Here is a 20,602-nt window from a genome sequence, read left to right on the forward strand (position 1 = left end):
GGAACCTGAGATGACGTCGCTTTATTGGCCTTACTGGCTGGCCCACTACTACAGCGTTCTGGAAGTCGCGACGATTGTGATCGCGGTGCTGATCCTGATTTCCAGCCTGGACGATCTGTTCATCGACCTGTGGTACTGGTCTCGCCGGATATTCCGCAGTTTCACCGCAGGGCGCAAATACCGGCCCCTGACCGCCGACCAACTGCTCGCCCGGGATGAGCAACCCCTGGCGATCATGGTTCCGGCGTGGCTGGAATACGACGTCATCGCACCGATGATCGAGAACATGGTGTCGACGCTGGACTACCAGAACTACGTGGTTTTTGTCGGCACCTACATCAACGATCAGCGCACCATCGACGAAGTCGAACGCATGCGTCGCCGTTACAAGCAGTTGCACCGTGTAGAAGTTCCGCACGACGGGCCGACCTGCAAGGCTGACTGTCTTAACTGGGTGATTCAGGCGATCTTCCTTCACGAAAAAACCCACGGCATGACCTTCGCTGGCGTGGTCCTGCATGACAGTGAAGACGTGCTGCACCCGCTGGAATTGCGTCTGTTCAACTACCTGTTGCCGCGCAAGGACATGATCCAGCTACCGGTGGTGTCCCTGGAGCGCAACTGGTACGAATGGGTTGCGGGTACTTACATGGACGAGTTTGCTGAATGGCACGGCAAGGACCTTGTTGTGCGCGAAAGCATGAGCGACACCGTGCCTTCCGCCGGTGTTGGCACCTGCTTCTCCCATCGGGCATTGCAGGTGCTGGCCGGGGAAACCCAGAACATGCCGTTCAACACCGACAGCCTGACCGAGGACTATGATGTAGGCGCTCGCCTGTCCAAAGTCGGCATGAACGCTATCTTCGTGCGCTTCCCGGTGGAATACCGGGTGCTGCGTAAATCGTGGTTCAGAAAGCCTTACGAATCGACCCTGAAAATGCCGTTGTGCGTACGGGAATTCTTCCCCGATACGTTCCGCACCGCATTTCGTCAGAAAGCCCGCTGGACACTGGGTATCGGCCTGCAAGGCTGGGAGCAGATGGGCTGGACCGGTTCGCTGGCCAACCGTTATTTGCTGTTCCGTGACCGCAAAGGTGTTGTGACGGCTTTCGTCAGCATCATTGCGTACCTGATTCTGGTGCAACTACTGGTATTGATCATCCTGCGTCAAAGCGGCGTGTGGGATGTGAGCTTCCCTACCCCGTTCGAAGCCAACGGCTGGATCAAATACCTGTTGCTGGCCAACGGCATCGCATTGGCCTGGCGCATCGTGCATCGCTGCTATTTCACGGGCGTGCTGTATGGCTGGCAGCATGCATTGCTGGCCATTCCACGCATGGTCGTCGGCAACTTCGTCAACTTCATGGCCGCCTCCCGTGCCTGGAAAATGTTTATCGTTGGCAAGGTGATGAACCGCAAGCTGGTCTGGGACAAAACCATGCATGACTTCCCGTCCACTGACCTTGTAGCGGTTGCCCCGCGCAAGCTGGGCAGCGTGCTGCTGTCATGGCAAGCGATCAACGACACCAATCTGGAAAGCGCACTGGCCGAACAACAGACTCGCCAACTGCCACTGGGGCGCATTTTGCTCAATAACGGCTGGCTGGACGATGAAACCCTGGCCGAAGCCATTGCCTTCCAGAACGACTTGCCCCGGGTGTTCGACGTGGCCGCCAAGGCTGAGCGTGCAGCACCTGCGCTGGCCGACGAATTTGCCCTGCGCTGGCGGGCAGTGCCTGTTGGCCTGAGCCCTGAGGGCCGTCAGCAAATTGCCGTGGCCAGCCCATTGTCAGCCGAAGGGCTTGAGCAGGTCAGCGCGCAACTGGGCAGCGAGCCTGTGCAGTTGATCGCTCGGGAAAGCGAAATCATCAATCAGTTGCGTCAGCTTGATGCACCGGATGATCGCGCCTTGCCGCATGCCAGCGCACCACTGCTGGGTGATCTGCTGATCGAAATGGGTCTGCTGGATCGCAACGTGTTCAACGATGCGATGCTGCATTACAAACCACAGCAACATGGTCGTATCGGTGATTACCTGGTGGATATCGGCGTACTGCCCCGCGCAACCATCGAACAGGCGGTTGCCCGTCAGCACAGCCATTATCAGCCGGAGCCGGCATTATGAAACGCTCTCTGCTGAGTCTTGTGATCGCCGGTGCAAGCCTGCTGCCAGCTTTAAGCTACGCCGAAGCCCTGCCGCTGCCGTTGACCGGCCCGGCCTATCAAGCGGCAAACGAAGCCTACAGCGCTTACGAGCGCAAGGATTACGATCTGGCGATTGCCAAAGCCCGCGAGGCTTTGCGTCAGCGTGCAGACGTGACCCGCTTGAATCGGCTGATCGAACTGGCGCAGCGCGATAAGGAGGCGCGTGATAACCCTCGTCGTTATCCGCAGGCGAAGCCCGCTCCGGGGTTCAGCGTTGCCGCTCAGGCATTCAAAGCCTACGACCGCGACGACTTCGGTCTCGCCGCTCAGTCCGCCCGTAAAGCTATCGCCGTGGCCCCCAAGCGCATGGATTACCGGCTGCTGCTGATCGAGTCCTTGCAACGCCAGCAGCAATTGGTCGAAGCCGATCAGGCGACCACCGAAGCGCTGCGGGTATTCCCGGATGACGACGCGCTGCTGATGCGCCGCGAAGCGATCCGCCGCCAGATTGCCGCACCGCTGGCCATCGCCGGTTATCGCGCGCTGGAACAGAACAACCTGCCGCTGGCAGTGGACCAGGCCCGCAGGGCTGTCGGCTGGGCGCCGGAAATCAGTGCAAATCAGCAACTGCTGGTCAGCGCCCTCCTCGCCTCCAAAGACTATCCTGCCGCCGAAAAAGCCGCCACCGCCGCGCTTGCTCAGGACGACGGGGAGATTGCGCCCTGGGTGCTGCGTAGCTACGCACTGGATCGCCAAGGCAAAACTCAAGCCGCACAGGCCGACCTGAATCAGGCGCTGGCCATCGACGGCCTGCTGGATTCCGAAGAGCGCGAGATTCGCTTCTTCGCAGCCGATCTGGCCCTGGCCAACGGCAACCCGCAACAAGCGCTCGATCAATTGCAGCAACTGAAGCCAGACGAAAGCGGCGAAGTTGCCCGTCGTCGTGCCGCTGCGCAAGTCGTTGCACGCCAACAAAGCAATGGCCTCAAAACTGCAGTTCGCTTCCCTGCGCCCGCACTGAACTGCCAGGAAAGCGCCTTCGGTCTGATCTGCGATATCTGGCCGGGTAACCAGCGCGATGCCGGGACTGACACCGCCGTGCAGGCGTATGCCGCACTGGCGCGCAAGGACGCCGCTTCAGCAGCCACCCTCGCCCAGGAAGCGATTCGTCGCGCACCGCAAAATCCGGCTTATCGCAGCCTTCTGGTCAGCGCGCTGACCGAACAGAAGCGTCTCCCGGAAGCCATCGACGCCGCGAGTGAAGGCATTGCCGCTAATGGCGACGATGCACGTTTGCTGGCTCAACGCGGTCGTCTGCGCCAACAGACCGGGGATGACTCCGGAGCACGCAAAGACTTCACCCAGGCCTTGGCACTGGGCAGCCTGCCCACGTATGAAGAAGCCAGCCTTTACGCTGCATTGGGCCAACGCAAGACCGCACGCGAACGTTTGCAGCAATCTCGCGATGCCGGTGAGCTGGAAGGCATGAGCAACCTCCAGGTTGCTTATCTGTCGGTACAGGCCGGTGACGACGACGCCGCGCATGAATCATTCCGCAAGGCTGACGCCGAAGCCCCGCTGCCGCCAACGGCTACCCAGGATGCGGCTTACAACGCCATGCGCGTCAATGACGACGAGCAGGCGGTGGGCTACTTCAAGCGTGTGATCGATGCACAGAATGCCGGTGAACTGGACATGCCTGCGCAACAGTTGTTCGATACCCGTCGCGCAGTCGCCGATGTCTCGCGCACCTGGGGCCTGATCAGCACCACCAGTTATCGCGGTAACAGCTCCAGCAGTGGCTTGAGTTCTGCGCCGAGCACCGGCAGCAATGGCAACGGTGGAAGTGGCGGCAGCAGCAACGACAGCCTGCAAAACAGTACCGAACTGTCGTGGCGTCCGCTGGGTTATCGCAACGCACGCTTCGTCGAGCTTTACGGCCGGATCACCGACACGCTGTGGGCCAAGAACAGCGACTCCGATACTGGTATGGATGCACTGCAAGGCGCGTTGGGCGTCAGGGTCAAACCGTTCTCTTCGCTGAACGTGATGGCGGCTGCAGAGCGAACTTTTCCACTCGGCTCGTCCAATATCGACGGCGACTGGTTGCTGCGTCTGGGCTACGGCTCCAGCATCGGCACCGATCTGCGGGTCGATACGCCTAGCTGGTGGACTTCGCAACTGTTCGCTGAAGCCGGACACTACGTCAACGACTCGCGCAACTACTTCAACAGCGAATGGCAAGGCGGTCGCAGCTACGCCATCGGTGGTACCGGCTCGCGCTGGGTCACCTTTCCGCATGTGGTGGCGGCTTACGATTACGACTCGAAAATGAACAGCGAAACCGGCTCCGATGGCCGCGCAGATTACTCTTCAGGCCACGCGGCAGGCGTTGGTGTGGGTAACAACGTGCGCTACTGGTTCCGTGAAGACGCGTACAACGCGCCACGCTCTTATGTGGATTTTTCTCTGCAATATCGAGTGAAAGTGTCTGGCGATGACCGCGCCAAAGGCGTGTTTGCCCGACTGACTTACTCTTACTGAGGACTGATATGTACCCTCGAATCTGCATGTGGCTGGGCTTGAGCCTGGCCGCCACGACGGCCCACGCCGCGTCCGAAATCGCTCAGCTGTACGAATCCAAATTACCGGAGGGCTCGGCCTGGGTTCGGGTGGTCAATCCAACCGACACCACGATGCAGGTCCGTATTGATCAGGGCACCAGCTTCAATCTGTCTGCCCAGTCAGCACTGGCCAGCCCGTTTCAAGTGGTCGATGGCCGTCAGCCTTTGCGTCTGACGGTGAATGGCCGCGAGATAAAAGACCTCAAGGCTCAGGCCAATGCTTTTGTCACGCTGATTCTCGACAGCAACCCTGCGGCCGCACCGCGCGTGGTGATTGATCCGCCGGTGCGTGGCAAGGATTTGCGCGCCGAGCTGAACATTTACAACCTGAGCAATGGCTGTGACAAGGCCGACATCAAACTCGCCAACGGCTCGACGGTATTCAGCCAGCTGCCGCAGAAAGGTCAAGCACAGCGCACCATCAATCCGGTGCAGGCGACCTTGATTGCCAGCTGTGGTCAGAGCGCCAGCCTGCCATTCAAACTTGAACCGTTCAAAGCCGGTGATCGCTACAGCCTGTTCCTGATCGGCTCTGGTCAGACCCCGCGCCTGGTGGGCCTCGTCGATCAGACTGCGCCATGATCAAGGTTATGAAAACAGCACTCATGATGAACCCCCGCCCCTCTCGCCGTCTGCCGCTATCGGCCATGCTCGCCGCGATGCTGTTGGGCTTTTCCAGCCAGCCAGCACAGGCAGCCTCGGCAGTGATCACCGGTAAGGACGGCTGGTTGTTCCCGGCCTGGGAAAGCCTGACCAAGGTCGACAACGCCGGTACCACTCGCAGCATCGCTTTGATCAAGGACCTGCAACAGCAACTGGAGCGCAACAAGATCGCTCTCGTTGTTCTGGTAGTGCCGATGAAAGCGCCGTTCTATGCGCAACGCCTGCCGGCTGATCAGCCTCTGAGCCCGGCCGTTGCTCAGCGCTACGATCAGTTGCAAGGCGCCATGAGTAAAGCAGGCCTGACCACGCTGAATATCAAGCCGATTCTGCAACAGACCGAACAAGGTGATCAGACCGCCTTCTACCGGGCCGACTATCACTGGACCGCCTGGAGTGCCGAAAACACCGCTGATGCAACCGCCCGGCTGATCAATCAGCGCTATAAGCTGCAAGGCGAGCCCGGTGGCGGCGCAGTGCTGGGTGAATGGTTCGACAAACGCGCCTTTGGTGACCTGGCGAGTAACTTCCTGCCAGCCATCAAACGCAAAGCCATTGGCCGCGACATCTACACCGTGCGGCATCAGGTGGAAAAAGACCTGCTGATCGACGATGCCCCAGCGCCCGTACACGTTATCGGCAACAGCTTTGTGCAGCCTTATCTGGGCTTCACTCAGAAGCTGTCCAACGCGCTGGATCGTCCTGTCACTTTGACCTGGAACCCCGGTGATGTCGGGCCGTGGGCCACCCTGCTGCAATATCTGCAATCACCGGATTTTGCCCAGCAAAAACCTCAAGTCATCGTCTGGCAATTCAACGAAGGGCAATTCCATCAAGGCCCTGATGCATCTGCCAACTGGAACGCTAAGGGCGTTGTGTCGCTGAGCCAGTGGCATCAGCGCATCAAGCAGGCGCTCCCTTGAGGATTTTGGGTAGACCCCTGAACCGTGCGACTCTGACCGCTCTGCTGCTTGCAGCCATGATAGGGACAGGGATCGCCATGTTGATTACCAATGCAGTAAAACCAGTGAAACCCGGCATCGTCGGGATGGTCTGGCAACCGGACAATGCCACGGTAGGCATCAAAGGCGACTGGCACAAACTCGGTGCCCGGGAACTGCTGGTGCAGTGGACGGTGGTGGATGACCAGGCGTTTATTCCCGGTACTGGCCTGCCTGCCGTACCGGTGATGCCGGACTGGACACGGATCGGAAAAGAGCCTTGGGCCAAAGACGTCATCGTCGGTCTGGCCGGGTATTTCAGCGAAAATCGCTCGCGGGACAACGTCGAGCAATTGGCAAAACTGTCCGAGAGCATCGCCAGGTTGTCTTTGCCGTTGCATGTCACAGGTTACTACTTCCCGGCCGAAGTCGATCCGAGCTGGACCAAGGCGAAAGACTTGCCCGCATTGCTGGCCAAGTTGCCGCGACCACTCTGGATCAGCGTCTACGACGGTGCCAATATCGGCCCCGCAGCTACCGCTGACTGGCTCAAGCAGTGGTTGCCCGATGACATTGGTGTGTTCTTTCAGGACGGCGTCGGGGTCTATGCCCGTACCGCTCCGGTGGCTCGCACTTATGCCGACGCCATGCGCGATCGACTGGGCAAGGATCGCGTCAGAATCATCGCTGAAGCCTTCAGACCGCAATACGGCGGCGGTTTCCGCTCCGCCACCGCAGAAGAACTCAAACCACAGTTGGAAGCGTATGACGGCTACCCGCTGTACCTGTTCGACGGCCCGCACTACGTAACACCGGAATTGGTGAAACAGCTGTTGAAGTGAGGCTGGCGGGTGCATAACCGTCACTTGAGCCAGACGCAGAACCCGGTAGGACCGAATTTATTCGGGAGGACGGTGTTTCAGGCGACAAACGGGCTGTGGATGTAACGCTCTCCTCGCGAATGAATTCGCTCCTACCAGTGACCTGGGCAATACGCAGAACCCGGTAGGACCGAATTCATTCGGGAGGGCGGTGTTCAGGCGACACTCAGGTTGCGGATGTACCGGCCTCCTCGCGAATGAATTCGCTCCTACCAGTGACCCGGCAATACGCAGAACCCGGTAGGACCGAATTTATTCGGGAGGCGGTGTTTCAGGCGACACTCAGGTTGCGGATGTACCGCCCTCCTCGCGAATAAATTCGCTCCTACCAGTGACCTGGGCAATACGCAGAAACCGGTAGGACCGAATTCATTCGGGAGGGCGGTGTTTCAAGCGACACTAAGGTTGCGGATGTACCGGCCTCCTCGCGAATGAATTCGCTCCTACCAGTGACCTGGACAATACGCAGAACCCGGTAGGACCGAATTCATTCGGGAGGGCGGTGTTTCAGGCACACTCAGGTGGAGGATGTACCGGCCTTCTCGCGTATGAATTCGCTCCTACCAATGACCTGGCAATACGCAGAATCCTGTGGGGCCGAATTCATTCGGGAGGGCGGTGTTTCAGGCAACACACGGGCTGTGGATGTAACGGCCTTCTCGCGAATGAATTCGCTCCTACCAATGACCTGGTAATACGCAGAACCCGGTAGGACCGAATTCATTCGGGAGGACGGTGTTTCAGGCGACAAACGGGCTGTGGATGTAACGGCCTTCTCGCGAATGAATTCGCTCCTACCGGTAACCCAAGCAAAACGCAAAATCGGTAGGACCGAATTTATTCGGGAGGCGGTGTTTCAGGCGAAAGACAAGCCGGAATGCAGCCCAACCGCTCCCATGGGAGAACTGCAGTCCAATCTGATATTTGTATCGTTACAAAATCGACAACGGGTAGTTGATGATCAAGCGGTTTTCATCGAACTCGTTGTTGCTGAAGTCACGACGCATGGTGGAGTTGCGCCATTTCACGTTGAGCTTTTTCAGCACACCGCTCTGGATGGTGTAGGCCAGTTCGGTTTCCCGCGCCCATTCCTTGCCATCGTTGGTGGCCGACGTTCTGACGTTGTCACCACTGATGTAGCGGTTCATTAGGGTCAGGCCCGGGACGCCCAGCCCGGCGAAGTCATAATCGTGACGCAGTTGCCAGGAGCGCTCTTCGGCATTGTCGAAGCTGGCGTTATAGCTGTCGTTGGCCAGGGTGCCGCCGCTGGTGCCGTTAACCCGCATCCACGTGTCGCCACTGACTTTCTGCAGCCCCACATAGAACACATGAGCGCCATACTTGGCCGAGAACAGCCCCGAGTACGTCTTGTTATCGAGATTACCCGCCAGTTCCCGACCGTCCTCCCCGCCCTTGAAGAAGCCCAGATTCGCACCCAGCGTCCAGTCACCCAAAGGCTGGCTGTGAACCAGTTGCAGATACTGCTGGTTATAAACGTCTTTGAGTTCCGCGCCCCATAAACCGACCATGGTGCGGTTCTGGTTGAACTTGTATTCGCCGCCGACAAAGTTGAACCGGTCAGACACGCCGCCACCGAAGTTCATGTCTTCCATGCTGGCATCGTTACGCGGGCTATTGCCCTGGAACTGTCCGCCATAAAGGGTCAGGCCGTCGATTTCATTGGAGGTAATCTGCGCGCCCTGAAAGGTCTGCGGCAGCGAGCGACCGTCATCGGAACGCAGGATCGGCAATACCGGCATCCACTCCCCCACCTTCAACTCGGTTTTGGAAATACGCGCCTTCCCCGCCACCGCCAACCGACCGAAATCATCCGCCGGACGTCCGTCACTGTGGCGTGGCAGCAACGCCGTGCCGTAAGTACCGCCACCGCCGTCCAGCTTGACCGACCAAAGGCCCAGCACATCAACACCAAAACCCACCACGCCTTGGGTGAAGCCGGACTTCGCATCCAGAATGAAACTCTGGGTCCACTCCTCCGCCTTGCTCTGCGGGTTGGAAGGGTCGACAAAATTGCGATTGATATAGAAATTGCGCAGGCCCAGATTGACCTTGGCGTCGTCGACGAAACCGGCAGCCGTTGCCGCCCCCGGCGCAATCAGCGAAAGGCCCAGTGCGGTGGTGCTGAAGCCAAGAACGCTTGCTGCAAGGGTATTTAATTTAGCCATTTTTGTTATCCCCACTTTCATTTGGACGTGCACAGCCATGCGCGCCCTTGATAGGCCCGCATGACCGATGGAAAGTTATCTGCTGGCCGTCACGGGTGTTTCGTGACGGCACTATTTCCTGAAGCTATTCCTGACGCAAGCCGTGGAGTTTACTGCCCGGCCCGCACCTTGGCGATTTCGTCGTACATCAGCTTCACCAGACTCCCGTCCAGTTTTTCCGAATACTTCTTGATCACCGGCTGAACGCGTTCGCGGAAGCGATCTTTCTCTTCGGCAGAAATATCGTTCACCGCGACGTTCTTCTGCTGCTCAAGATAGCCACGCGCGCTCGCCATGCTGCTCGCGGTGACCTCTCGCTGATACTTCTGAGCCTCTACAGCCGCCTCTTTAACCAGCTTTTTCTCGTCATCATTGAGCTTGTTCCAGGTCTTCTGGCCAATGATGAAAGACTGCGGATTGAAAATATGGCCGGTGGTTGAGATGTACTTCTGTACCTCGTAAAACTTGCTGCCCTGAATCACCGTGAGCGGGTTTTCCTGACCGTCGATTACACCCTGTTCCAGGCCGGTGTACACCTCAGGAAATGCCATTGCAACCGGATTGGCACCCAGCGCGTTGAAGGTGTCCAGATAGATCGGCGACTGGATCACGCGGATCTTGAGGCCCTGCATGTCTTCCAGTTTGTTGATCGGGTGTTTGCTGTTGGTCACGTTACGGAACCCCAGATCCCAGTAACCCAGGCTGACCAGCCCTTTGCTGTCCAGTTGTGCGGCCAGCTTCTGTCCGACGGGACCATCGATAACGGCGTGAGCCTCCTCGACGTTGTTGAACAGGAACGGGAAGTCCAGCATGGCGAAGTCCGGCGCTTGCGCCGCGAGGATGCCGGAGTTGAGTACGGTCAGGTCCAGGGTGCCGCCTTGCAGCGCGGAGACAGTGACGACGTCACCACCCAGTGTGCCGCCCGGAAACAGTTTGACCTTGATCTTGCCGCCACTGCTTTTGGCCAGCAGTTCGGCGAACTTCTGCGCGCCCTGCCCCTGGGGATGCTCCTGCACATTCTGGAACGCGAAGCGCAGGGTTCGCTCACGAATTTCTGCTGCGTGGCTGGCCATGCTGCCCAGCAAAAGGCCTGTGGCGCAGGCACCTGCCAGCAGGGTTTTCATCAGTTTTTGCATGTCACTCTCCATATTGTTTTTAGAGTCGAGTTACGGGAATGCGCACCGACATCAGCCGGTGAAAAACTTCAGCGGTACAAGCACCAGCGAAGGGAACAACACCAGCAGAAACAGCACTACAAACTGGGCCAGCATGAACGGCCAGACGCCCCGGATGATTTCATCCATGCTGATTCTGGACACACCGCACACCACGTTCAGCACCGTGCCCACAGGCGGCGTGATCAAGCCGATGGCGCAATTGATCATGAACAGCACGCCGAAATACACCGGATCGATACCGGCCATGACCACCGCGGGCATCAACACGGGAGTCAGCAGCAGAATCGTCGGGGTCATGTCCATGGCGGTACCGACCACAATCACCAGCAGCATGATGACGACCAACAAAATGGTCTGGTTGTCCATGAACGGCTCAAGCACGCCAGCCAGTTGCTCGGGCAACTCGGCGATCGTTACCAGCCAACCGGAGACCATGGCTGCAGCGACCAGGAGCATCACCACCGACGTAGTTTTCGCGGATGAAAGGATCAGGTCGTACAGTTGGTTGATCTTCAACTCCTTGTAAATGACCAACGCGACAAAAAGCGCATACACCGCAGCGACCACTGCCGCCTCGGTCGGCGTGAAAATGCCGAACTTCAGGCCGAAGATAATGATCAGCGGCAAGCCGAGCGCCCACAGACCCTCGATCAAGGCGCGCATGATTTGCGCGGCACTCTGCCTGGGAGGCGGCTCGATATTTTCCTTGCGGGAGACGAACCACCAAGCCACCGCCAGCGACGCGCCGAGCATCAGCCCCGGGACGATCCCGGCCAGAAACAGCTTGGAAATCGAGACGCCGGATGCCACACCAAACACGATGAAACCGATGCTTGGTGGGATGACCGGGGCGATAATCCCCCCCGCTGCGATCAAGCCCGCCGAGTGAGCCCGGTTGTGCCCGGCACGCACCATCATCGGCACCAACAGTGCCGCGAGCGCCGCCGCATCGGCCACCGCAGAACCCGAAAGGGAAGCCAGCAGGCAGGAAGCCAGAATGGCCACGTAACCCAAACCACCGCGTTTGTGTCCCACCAGGGCCATTGCGATATTGACGATGCGTTTGGACAGACCGCCCGCGTTCATGATCTCGCCAGCCAGCATGAAGAACGGCACGGCCATCAGCGGGAAACTGTCGGCACCATTGAGCAGGTTCTGGGCGATGATCTGCGCATCGAACAGATCGAGCTGCACCATCAACGCGACACTGACCAGCAACAAGGCGAAAGCGATTGGAATGCCAAGCGCCATGGTGCCGATCAGCGAACCGAGAAAAATAACCAGAGTCATGGGTGAGTTCTCTCAGAGGTCGATGCCGGGGTCCGGATATGCTTGATGTCCTCGGCGGCATCGCTGTCAGTGACCATCACCAACTCTTCGTCCGCCAGCTTGCCGCTCAGCACCAGGTACAAGTCATACAACAGAATGACCGCAGCACAGGCACCGAAGACCAGCCCGGCCGCATAGAACAACGCCATGGACAGACCCGACGCTGGCGCGACCACATCCAGATTGATAACCGCTTGTTGCCAGCTCCCGCTGAAGATCAGCCAGCAGATGTAGAGCATCAGCACATGGCCGATCACCAGACAGAAGCGCTTGCCACCCGCAGGCAAACGACGTACCAGACTGTCGAAGCCCATATGTGCCCGATCTTTGAGCGCTACGAGTGAACCGAGAAAGATCATCCAGACGAACAGCCAGCGCGACAGTTCTTCCGACACGCTGATGCCCGAGTTGAAGGCGTAACGGAGCACCACGTTGCCGAAAACCAGCACAAGCATGCCAATCATGCACAGCACGATGAGCAACTTGAGCAGCTTGAAATACAGGTCGACTATTCTTTTCATTATTATTGCCTCGCGGAAACCCGAAACCTGACGCGCTAGACCTGGCCTCGCAGTTACCGGTCTGGACCGGACTGAGGTGCGCATACGCAAACGCTGCGAGCGGTTACCGTTGGGGTCAACAGTCGAGCACAGAGAGAGGGGTCGAGAACGAGCAATTGCGGTCGCATGAGGATGTCTCCATTGTTTTTATTGTCCTTCGGCTCTGACGGCCGAAGTTTGTGACATGGAAAATGTACTAACCGGTTAATTCGGTCAATACGCAAAAACGTCGATCATCAACGCTCAATTCATAACGCTGCGTATGAAACCGTCTTGAATCGCGTCGAAAACAATCTTAACCGACGCTATTTTCTTCAAAAAAGCATAGTAAAGGCATGACAGCAGCACGACTCAGGAAATATAAAAGCGTGCGATTATCGATTATTTTTTCCACATGAAGTCCGTTGATCCTCTATGCCCCCTCAACAGGCCACAACACATGCCCAGCCATCCGCCGTTCTCCGGCGCTAAAATCGCCCTTCTCTGCAACGGCTTGATTCTGAGCTACCAGCGAGACGACAAGCCCTCTATCCCATGGCCGAACCTTTGGGACCTACCCGGGGGTGGTCGCGAGGGGGAAGAAGCGCCGCTGGCGTGCGCGCTGCGTGAGACCGAGGAAGAATTTGGGCTGACCATTGCACCCGAAAGTATCGTCTGGGCTCGGGTTTATCCGGGCCAAGGGCTGGGTGGCCTGGATACCTGGTTCTTCGTGGCACACGTTCTGCCCGGAACATTTGCCAACATACATTTCGGCACCGAAGGGCAGCGCTGGGCGGTCACCACGATAGAGGCTTTCCTGGCGAATACCTCGGCTATACCGCATTTTCAGCATCGGCTCAGGGAATATCTGTTGAGCAACCCTGGAAACGTAACCCCGGGGCCTTTAGCGCATCACTAAAAGCCACTGGCGGCTGGCCCGACTTGCGCATAACATGCCGTGATTCCATATAGCCAGACATCACCCATGATAATAGCCAGCCTGCGCAGCCATCTGACACTCTGGTTCGCCGGACTGTCGCTGCTCGCCTTGCTGAGCGTGGGTTTCTATGTCGGTCATATCGCGACCGAACAAATCAAACAGGCCAGTGGCAGCTCTCTGCTAAGCACCGCCAAGTCAGCCGCAATGATGCTCGGCACTCAGCTACGTGAGCGTCAGCTTGAGATATTCCTGCTGAGCCGGGAGCCCCATCTGGTTCGCGGCAACCTGGATGACCCGGACATTTTGCCTTCGATGGAGCTGCGCACCCAGTCTCACTCCGAGTACGCGTGGATGGGTGTCGCTGATACCAGGGGCAATGTTCGACAGGCAGTGCACGGCCTGCTGGTCAACCAGTCCGTGCTCGAACGCCCGTGGTTCAAGGCCGGACTTCAAGGACCGTATACCGGCGATCCTCACGAAGCGGTGTTGCTGGCTAAGCTGTTGCCCGCCAATGCCAGTGGCGAACTGCTGCGCTTCATCGACTTTGCAGCACCAATCCGCACGGCTGACGGCACTGTGGTCGGCGTCCTCAGCGCCCATGTGCACTGGAACTGGATGACCCGGATTGTCGAATCGGCCATTCTGCGTGAAGGTGTCACCGCTGACCTTGAAGTGCTGATCGTCAATGGCGATGGCGCAGTCCTGTACCCACAACAGATGATCGGCCAAAAGCACCCCGAGCTGCTTGCAACTCAGCGACTTTCCACCAGCGAGAAGCCAGCCGACGCGCCGGAATGGTCAGAAGACGCCGACTACTTGTCCAGCGTATTGAAAGTACCGACGCCACCTTCCGCCAATCTGGCCTGGTACATCGTCGTTCGCCAGCCGCTGGCTACCGCTCTGGAGCCTGCGCGGATCCTGCTTTACAAGCTGTTGATACTGGGCGTTGCCGCCGCACTGGCATTTGGCCTGGTCGCATATTACCTGGCGCAGTATATGAGCCGTCCCATCGAACAACTGGCAAAGGCTGCCAAGCAGGTCCAGGCCAAACAACCCGGTGCCGATTTCCCTCAGGCGCATTCGGTCCGGGAGATCGCCCAACTGGGCCAGTCCATTCAGAGCATGACCGAATCGCTGCTGAACAAGGAACGCGAGCTGCAAGACACCAATGCGTCACTTGAAGCCACCGTCGAGCAGCGCACTGCCGCCCTCACCCAGGCCAATGCCGAGCTATTGAAATTGGCGACCCACGACGCCTTGACCGGTGTTTATAACCGTCGCCGTTTCGACGAAAAGCTCGCCGAATGCAACCAGCTGTTTGAACGCAGCGGCCGCCCCTTCGCCCTCCTGTTCATCGACGCCGATCACTTCAAAAACGTCAACGACACCTACGGTCACGCCACCGGTGACGACGTGCTGCATCAATTGGCTCAAATCATTCAGGAAAACACCCGCGCCAGCGACTTCGTGGCCCGCTACGGCGGTGAAGAGTTCGCCGTATTGCTGCCAGAGCCTGAAGGTGCGGAAAGCCCGGAAGTTGTGGCAGAAAGGATTCGCAAAGCCGTTGCCGAGGCGACCTTTGACCTGGTTGGGCAAATCACCGTCAGCATTGGTATCGGGCTGGCAGATACCGCAGATGCCAATACAACGGCACTGATCAAACGGGCTGATCAGCAGCTTTATCACGCCAAGGCGTCAGGCCGAAACAGGGTGGCGAGCAAGGCCACCATAGACATATAAGAATATCTGTCAGATCGCTGACAACCTGGCTGGATCGCGTCTGTTTACAGTTGCCCGTAACGGAACAGGTTAAAGCTTTGGCCTCAGCGGTCGACGATTACCTATTAAAGAATAATTATTAGTTTTTCGGAGGAGCAGCGGCATGGGGATGTTCAAGGCGTTGTATGAGTCCATCGAAATGCAGTTTTTCGATTCTCTGACGAAAAAGCTCTCGAGTCTTTTTCTGCTGGTTGCCGTCAGTGGATTGCTGTACTGGATTGCCTTGAGCATTCGTGCAGACATCGTTCAGCAGTTACGCAGCGCACAACTGGACGCTGCACTGCTCGGCCAGATCGAAGGCAGCCTGAACGGGCTCAGCAACGCCATCTTGTTCAGCACGCTGTTTACGCTGTTCATGGTCAGCTTCATGGTCTGGTATTTTCGTCACCTGATCGTGCGCCCGGTCACCCACATGACCCATGCGCTTGCAGAGATCGCCAACGGTGAAGGCGACCTGTCCAAGGACTTGCCCCTGCTGACCCACGACGAGATTCGCGTGCTGGCCAGCACCTGCAACCGATTCCTGGGCAAGCAACGGGAAATCATCAGCAACGTCCAGGCCCTGACCGTCCACATCGCCGTTGAATCAGCGCGCTCTTTGAAAAACATCAGCGACTCCAGCGACAGCGCCACCCATCAGGCCCGCTTCGCCAAGGAAGTAATGGATCAGAGCAACATGGCGGTCGGTAATATTCAGGAGGTTTCCCAGCAGACCCAGGGCATCTCCAGCACCACTGCGCAAAACCTGAGCATGGCTCGCGATTCATACGCGGAACTGCTGGAGGTCACCGGCAACATCAGCGAAATATCCAGTAGCCTCAATGAATTCGGCACTCTGGTCTCGGCGCTCAATCAGCGTTCGACGAGCATCAAATCCATCGTGGGCCTGATCCAGCAGATTTCGTCGCAGACCAATCTGCTGGCGCTCAATGCCGCTATCGAAGCGGCTCGCGCCGGGGAAAGTGGCCGGGGCTTTGCGGTGGTGGCTGATGAGGTGCGTACCCTGGCGCAGAACGTCAGCAAGGCCACCGATGATATCTCGCAGAACATCGACGCCATGCTTCAGGAGGTGAGTTCCACCCACGAGCAAACCACGCAAATCAGTCACAGTGCCCGGGAAACCCAGAAAGTGGTTGAACGTGCTTCCGGCCATTTCGAAAGCATGATCGGCGACTTTGAATCCACCAATGGCAAGCTCGCTGACATCGCCGCACACATCCTGCAGTTCGCGGAAAGCAACACCGGGATCAACGACCGGGTGACGCAGATTTACGCTGACAGCCAGTCCATTGATCAGCGCATGCAGCACTCAGCCACTGCAACCCGGGATCTGTCGGGCGTTGCCGAGCGCGTGCAGACCATGCTCGGCAAGTTTGTACTGGGCCATGGTGCGCTGGATGCCGCCATTACCCGCGCCAGCCAGTGCCGTGACATTCTGCAGGCACGACTCACCGAATTGCACCGCAGCGGCCTGAACCTGTTTGATCAAAACTACAAACTGATCCCTAACACTGATCCCAAGCAGTACCTGACCAGTTATACCGAACGCTTCGCCCAGGTCTGCCAGGAAGAGTGCGACAAGCTGACCAAGGGCACCAAAGGCGGCAAGGTGTCGTTCATCGTCGACAGCAAGGGTTACTGCCCGGTGAACAACAGCTGGGTATCAAAACCACCGACCGGTGACCGCGCCATCGACCTGCCGGTGTGCCGCAACAAACGTATGTTCTCCGACCCGATCGGCCTGCGTGCCGCGGGCAACACCCAACGCTTCCTGCTCCAGACCTACCTGCGCGACACCGGCGAAATCATGACCGAGATCGACGTGCCCTTCTTCTTCGACGGCCGCCACTGGGGCAACCTGCGGATGGGGTTTGATGCGGCGGTGTTGTTGGCGGAGTGATTGGGGGCTGCTGGCTAACCAAATTGCCTGCAAGCCAGGTATTGATGTTGTAGGAGCTGCCGAAGGCTGCGATTGCGGCGTATCAGGAGAAATGCTTTTAAAATGTAGAAGCGCGCTTGCCCGCGATTCTGGCTATAAGTCGATGAATATATCGTCTGTGCTGGCGTAATCGCGGGCAAGCGCGCTCCTACCGATCCTATGTTTGCTTAGCGACAGCGAGGTGTCAGGGACATCGGGGCAGCTCCTACAGAAAATGCATTTCAATCCCCAGGCCAATCTCGGCTCTTACAATGACATCTCAAATTGTCAGAGGCACCTTGCCGGGTGTAGATGCTAAAACCTGACGAATGAGAACAATTCCGTTACCCTGTGCGCACTTTTTTACGGCGGATATGTCGTGCTGCCTGCGGCCGATTCGTCCTCATCTCTCGGTATGGGTAATTCAATGCGCCTGTTCAAACACCTCGCAGTCGGCGTCAGCCTGCTGCTAGCCGGTCAGACCCTGGCCTTCGCAACCACCTATCCAGTCACTGTCACCGACGTTGCCAACCGTCAGGTTGAAATTCCCGCCGAACCCAAGCGCATCGTCCTGCAGGACGGCCGCGATCTGTTCACCCTGGCCCTGCTCGACCGCGCCGATCCATTTCAGCGCATTGTGGCGTGGAACAACATCATCAAGCGTTCCGACCCCAACACCTGGAAAGTCTTCGAAAACCAGTGGCCAAAAACCGCCAACCAGGCCACTGACATGAAGTTCGGTGACGACGGTGATCTCAATCTCGAAGCGGTCGTCGCCGCTCGCCCGGACCTGCTGGTATTCCAGACCCGCGCCCGGGCTTCGCTGGAAAATGCTGGCGTGGCGCAGAAGCTGGCCGCGCTGAAGATTCCGGTGCTGTTCGTCGACAGTGATCTGGAGCCGGTGCTCAACAGCCAGAAAACCGTAGCCCTGCTCGGTCAGGTGCTGAACCGCGAAGAAGAAGCCAAGGCCTACATCGATTTCTACAAATCCCGACTGGCTAAAGTCGAAGCCATCACTCAGGAACACAACAAGAAACCCTTGGTGTTCGTCGAAGCCAAAGCTGGCCAGGGCGGCGCATCGGCCTGCTGCTTCACCCACGGCGATGTCTACTGGGGCAAGCTTGTTCAGGCGGCAGGTGGCGTGAACCTCGGTTCGCAACTGCTGCCGGGCGCGACGGGCGACGTCACGCTGGAAACCGTTTTGGGCAAACAGCCGGACGTGTACGTCATGACGGGCACCCAGTTCCCGGGTAATACCTCCGTATCGCCTCCGTTTGGTTTCGGTGAAAACGTCAAGCTCGACGCCATCCAGCGTCAGTTGAAGTTGCTGGAACAACGTCCAGGCTTTGCGCAACTCAAGGCCAGCCAGAACGGTCGTGTCTACGGCGTATACCACCAGTTCTACGCCAGCAGCTGGAACATTCTGGCAGTGGAAAACCTGAGTCAGGCGTTCTACCCGGACAGCGCTAAACAGCTGGATGCAGATGCCAGCCTCAAGTCGCTGTTCGCCCTGACCGGTATCAAGGCAGTCCCTGCGATTCTGTACGCCCCTGCGCCTGCTACTGGTAAATGACCCACACCCATGACGACCTCTATCGGTAAAGCTTCATCCGACATCAGCAGCTACCAGACCCGTTACACCCATACCGTGTGGAAGCGCACGGTATTGCTGATCAGCCTTCTGGTGATCGCTGTGGTGGCTTTCATTGCCGACCTGATTGTCGGCTCAGGGACACTGACGTTCGGTCAGGCCATGAGTGGACTGTTGCAGCCTGACAGCGTAGATGCCAGCACTCGCGTGATCCTTTGGGAGCTGCGCATGCCTATGACGCTCATGGCGGTGCTCGCGGGTACCTGCCTGGCGCTGGCCGGGCTGATGATGCAGACGGTACTCGATAACCCTCTGGCGGAACCCTTCACGCTGGGGATTTCCTCGGCCGCGGGCTTCGGCGCGTCACTGGCGCTGGCCTTCAACTTTTCCCTCGGCAATGCCTTGCCAGGGTTTGGCGCCGACTTGCTGGTGACCGGCAATGCCTTCCTGTTCTCGTTGCTGACAGTGGGCATCATTCTGCTGCTGACCCGCGGGCATGTGGGCCTGCAGGCGATTACCCTGCTGGGGATCGCCGTGCATTTCGTGTTCAGTTCGTTGCTGGGTCTGGTGCAATACGTGGCGAGCGTCGATCAACTGCAGAGCATCGTGTTCTGGCTCATGGGTTCGCTGCTGCACGCGACCTGGAACAAGGTCACGCTCTGCGCGATCATCGCAGCCATTGCCATTCCGGTGGTGCTGGTTCAAGCCTGGGCACTCACAGCATTGCGCAGCTTTGGCGAACAAGCCGTAGTGTTCGGCATTCCGGTACGCCGTATTCGCACCGTGATGCTGATGCTGGCTGCGCTGCTGGCCGGCGCGGTGACTTCGGTGGTCGGCATCATCGGCTTTGTCGGTCTGGTGGCTCCGCACGTGGCGCGCCTGCTGGTGGGCGAAGATCAACGCTTCACCATCGGCGTGACCATCGCCTGCGGCATCATCTTCGTCACCCTCGCCTCTCTGGCCAGCAAGTTGATCGTGCCAGGCGCAGTGCTGCCCATCGGCATGGTCACTTCGCTGATCGGCTTGCCATTCTTCATCATTCTTATCCTGCGCGACCGGAGACTGACCTCCCGATGAGTTTCTCCACTGCTGACTATCGCGTCACGATCCACGGCCGGACCATCCTCGACGGGCTGGCGGTGAAAGCCGAAGCAGGTCGTACCCTGGCGCTGCTGGGTGCCAACGGTGCGGGCAAATCGACGTTCATGAAAGGCTTGTGCGGGCTGACCAAAGCGCAGGGCTCGGCCACCATCGACGGCATTGACCTGCTGGGTTCATCTGCGGCAGTACGGGCCAAACTGATTGGCTACGTTGCTCAGGATCTGGCGCATCTGGACGTAAGGCTGTCCACCTACGAACTGCTGTTGCTCGCTCAGCACGGTAGCGCACGCGGCTGGGCAACCGGCAAGGATGCGCAGCGCAAAGCCAGTGAAATGCTTGAACTGCTGGGTTTGCAGCGCTTTGCCGAATGCCAGCCGGGGCAGCTGTCCGGGGGCGAACGGCAGATGATTTCCCTGGCACTGGCGTTGGTGCGCAGCCCGCGTCTTCTGTTGCTCGATGAGCCGACTTCGGCACTGGATCTGGCCAATCAACTGCAGATTCTCGATGCGGTCAGCGCCTATACCCGCAAGGAAAACATCGTCACCCTGGCGATTTTCCACGACATGAATCTGGCCAGCCGCTACGCCGACGACACGTTGATGCTGCATCACGGCCACGTGCATTGCAGCGGCCCGACGCGCAGTACATTGACTCCGGAAAACCTTGCCCATGTGTATGGGGTTGATTGCCGGGCGATCAGCGTCGACGACGGGGCTTTCACCGCGATTTATCCGGTGTCGGTGCTTAAAGC

At 58.3% G+C, this 20,602-nt stretch carries 15 protein-coding genes; 11 read left to right on the forward strand and 4 right to left on the reverse strand.

All coding sequences use genetic code 11. The features are described 5' to 3' along the window. The first annotated feature begins 10 nt into the window (after window positions 1–10). Genes H8S59_RS12875 through H8S59_RS12895 form a run of 5 tightly spaced genes read left to right on the forward strand, consistent with a single transcriptional unit; the run spans window position 11 to window position 7,212 of the window. Window positions 11–2,125 (forward strand): glycosyl transferase family protein, encoded by a 2,115-nt coding sequence (locus tag H8S59_RS12875; RefSeq protein ID WP_095102128.1) that lies wholly within the window; start codon window positions 11–13, stop codon window positions 2,123–2,125. Further along, complete coding sequence (locus H8S59_RS12880; RefSeq protein WP_187521652.1) at window positions 2,122–4,689, forward strand: NfrA family protein; 2,568 nt, start codon at window positions 2,122–2,124, stop codon at window positions 4,687–4,689. Before H8S59_RS12875 ends, H8S59_RS12880 begins: the two co-directional genes overlap by 4 nt. Window positions 4,690–4,697: 8 nt before the next feature. Beyond that, window positions 4,698–5,351 (forward strand): alginate O-acetyltransferase AlgF, encoded by a 654-nt coding sequence (locus H8S59_RS12885; RefSeq protein ID WP_187521653.1) that lies wholly within the window; start codon window positions 4,698–4,700, stop codon window positions 5,349–5,351. A gap of 8 nt (window positions 5,352–5,359) precedes the next feature. Further along, window positions 5,360–6,352, forward strand: a complete 993-nt coding sequence (locus H8S59_RS12890) for an alginate O-acetyltransferase AlgX-related protein (protein WP_246475275.1) — start codon at window positions 5,360–5,362, stop codon at window positions 6,350–6,352. Beyond that, window positions 6,349–7,212: an alpha-amylase family protein gene (locus H8S59_RS12895; protein ID WP_371856826.1), complete on the forward strand. Its 864-nt coding sequence runs from the start codon at window positions 6,349–6,351 to the stop codon at window positions 7,210–7,212. Before H8S59_RS12890 ends, H8S59_RS12895 begins: the two co-directional genes overlap by 4 nt. Window positions 7,213–8,183: 971 nt before the next feature. Here the strand turns inward: H8S59_RS12895 and H8S59_RS12900 are convergent. The 4 genes from H8S59_RS12900 to H8S59_RS12915 form a co-directional block, all read right to left on the reverse strand. Beyond that, complete coding sequence (locus H8S59_RS12900) at window positions 8,184–9,437, reverse strand: OprD family porin (protein WP_187521654.1); 1,254 nt, start codon at window positions 9,435–9,437, stop codon at window positions 8,184–8,186. A gap of 149 nt (window positions 9,438–9,586) precedes the next feature. Continuing rightward, window positions 9,587–10,612 (reverse strand): TRAP transporter substrate-binding protein, encoded by a 1,026-nt coding sequence (locus H8S59_RS12905; protein ID WP_027900488.1) that lies wholly within the window; start codon window positions 10,610–10,612, stop codon window positions 9,587–9,589. Between the two features lie 51 nt (window positions 10,613–10,663). Beyond that, entirely contained in the window at window positions 10,664–11,944 is a 1,281-nt protein-coding gene (locus H8S59_RS12910; protein WP_187521655.1) for a TRAP transporter large permease subunit, read from the reverse strand. Further along, on the reverse strand, window positions 11,941–12,504 hold the full coding sequence (locus tag H8S59_RS12915) for a TRAP transporter small permease (protein ID WP_187521656.1): 564 nt from the start codon (window positions 12,502–12,504) through the stop codon (window positions 11,941–11,943). Before H8S59_RS12915 ends, H8S59_RS12910 begins: the two co-directional genes overlap by 4 nt. A 478-nt stretch (window positions 12,505–12,982) precedes the next feature. On the opposite strand from H8S59_RS12915, the gene H8S59_RS12920 reads away from it, so the two are divergent. From H8S59_RS12920 to H8S59_RS12945, 6 genes are all read left to right on the forward strand, one after another. Continuing rightward, window positions 12,983–13,441 (forward strand): NUDIX hydrolase, encoded by a 459-nt coding sequence (locus tag H8S59_RS12920; RefSeq protein WP_187521657.1) that lies wholly within the window; start codon window positions 12,983–12,985, stop codon window positions 13,439–13,441. 66 nt (window positions 13,442–13,507) lie between these two features. Then, window positions 13,508–15,202 carry a sensor domain-containing diguanylate cyclase gene (locus H8S59_RS12925; RefSeq protein ID WP_095102142.1) on the forward strand — a complete coding sequence of 565 codons (1,695 nt, stop codon included), beginning with the start codon at window positions 13,508–13,510 and terminating at the stop codon, window positions 15,200–15,202. 142 nt (window positions 15,203–15,344) lie between these two features. Next, window positions 15,345–17,141 (forward strand): methyl-accepting chemotaxis protein, encoded by a 1,797-nt coding sequence (locus H8S59_RS12930; protein WP_187521658.1) that lies wholly within the window; start codon window positions 15,345–15,347, stop codon window positions 17,139–17,141. Between the two features lie 445 nt (window positions 17,142–17,586). Next, window positions 17,587–18,732 carry an ABC transporter substrate-binding protein gene (locus H8S59_RS12935; protein ID WP_187521659.1) on the forward strand — a complete coding sequence of 382 codons (1,146 nt, stop codon included), beginning with the start codon at window positions 17,587–17,589 and terminating at the stop codon, window positions 18,730–18,732. A gap of 9 nt (window positions 18,733–18,741) precedes the next feature. Then, window positions 18,742–19,827 (forward strand): FecCD family ABC transporter permease, encoded by a 1,086-nt coding sequence (locus H8S59_RS12940; RefSeq protein ID WP_187521660.1) that lies wholly within the window; start codon window positions 18,742–18,744, stop codon window positions 19,825–19,827. Continuing rightward, the coding region (locus tag H8S59_RS12945; protein WP_187521661.1) for an ABC transporter ATP-binding protein at window positions 19,824–20,602 on the forward strand (779 nt) is incomplete at its 3' end. The genes H8S59_RS12940 and H8S59_RS12945, both read left to right, overlap by 4 nt.

The sequence above is a fragment of the Pseudomonas folii genome (assembly GCF_014357575.1).
GTDB classification, from domain to species: Bacteria; Pseudomonadota; Gammaproteobacteria; order Pseudomonadales; family Pseudomonadaceae; genus Aquipseudomonas; species Aquipseudomonas folii.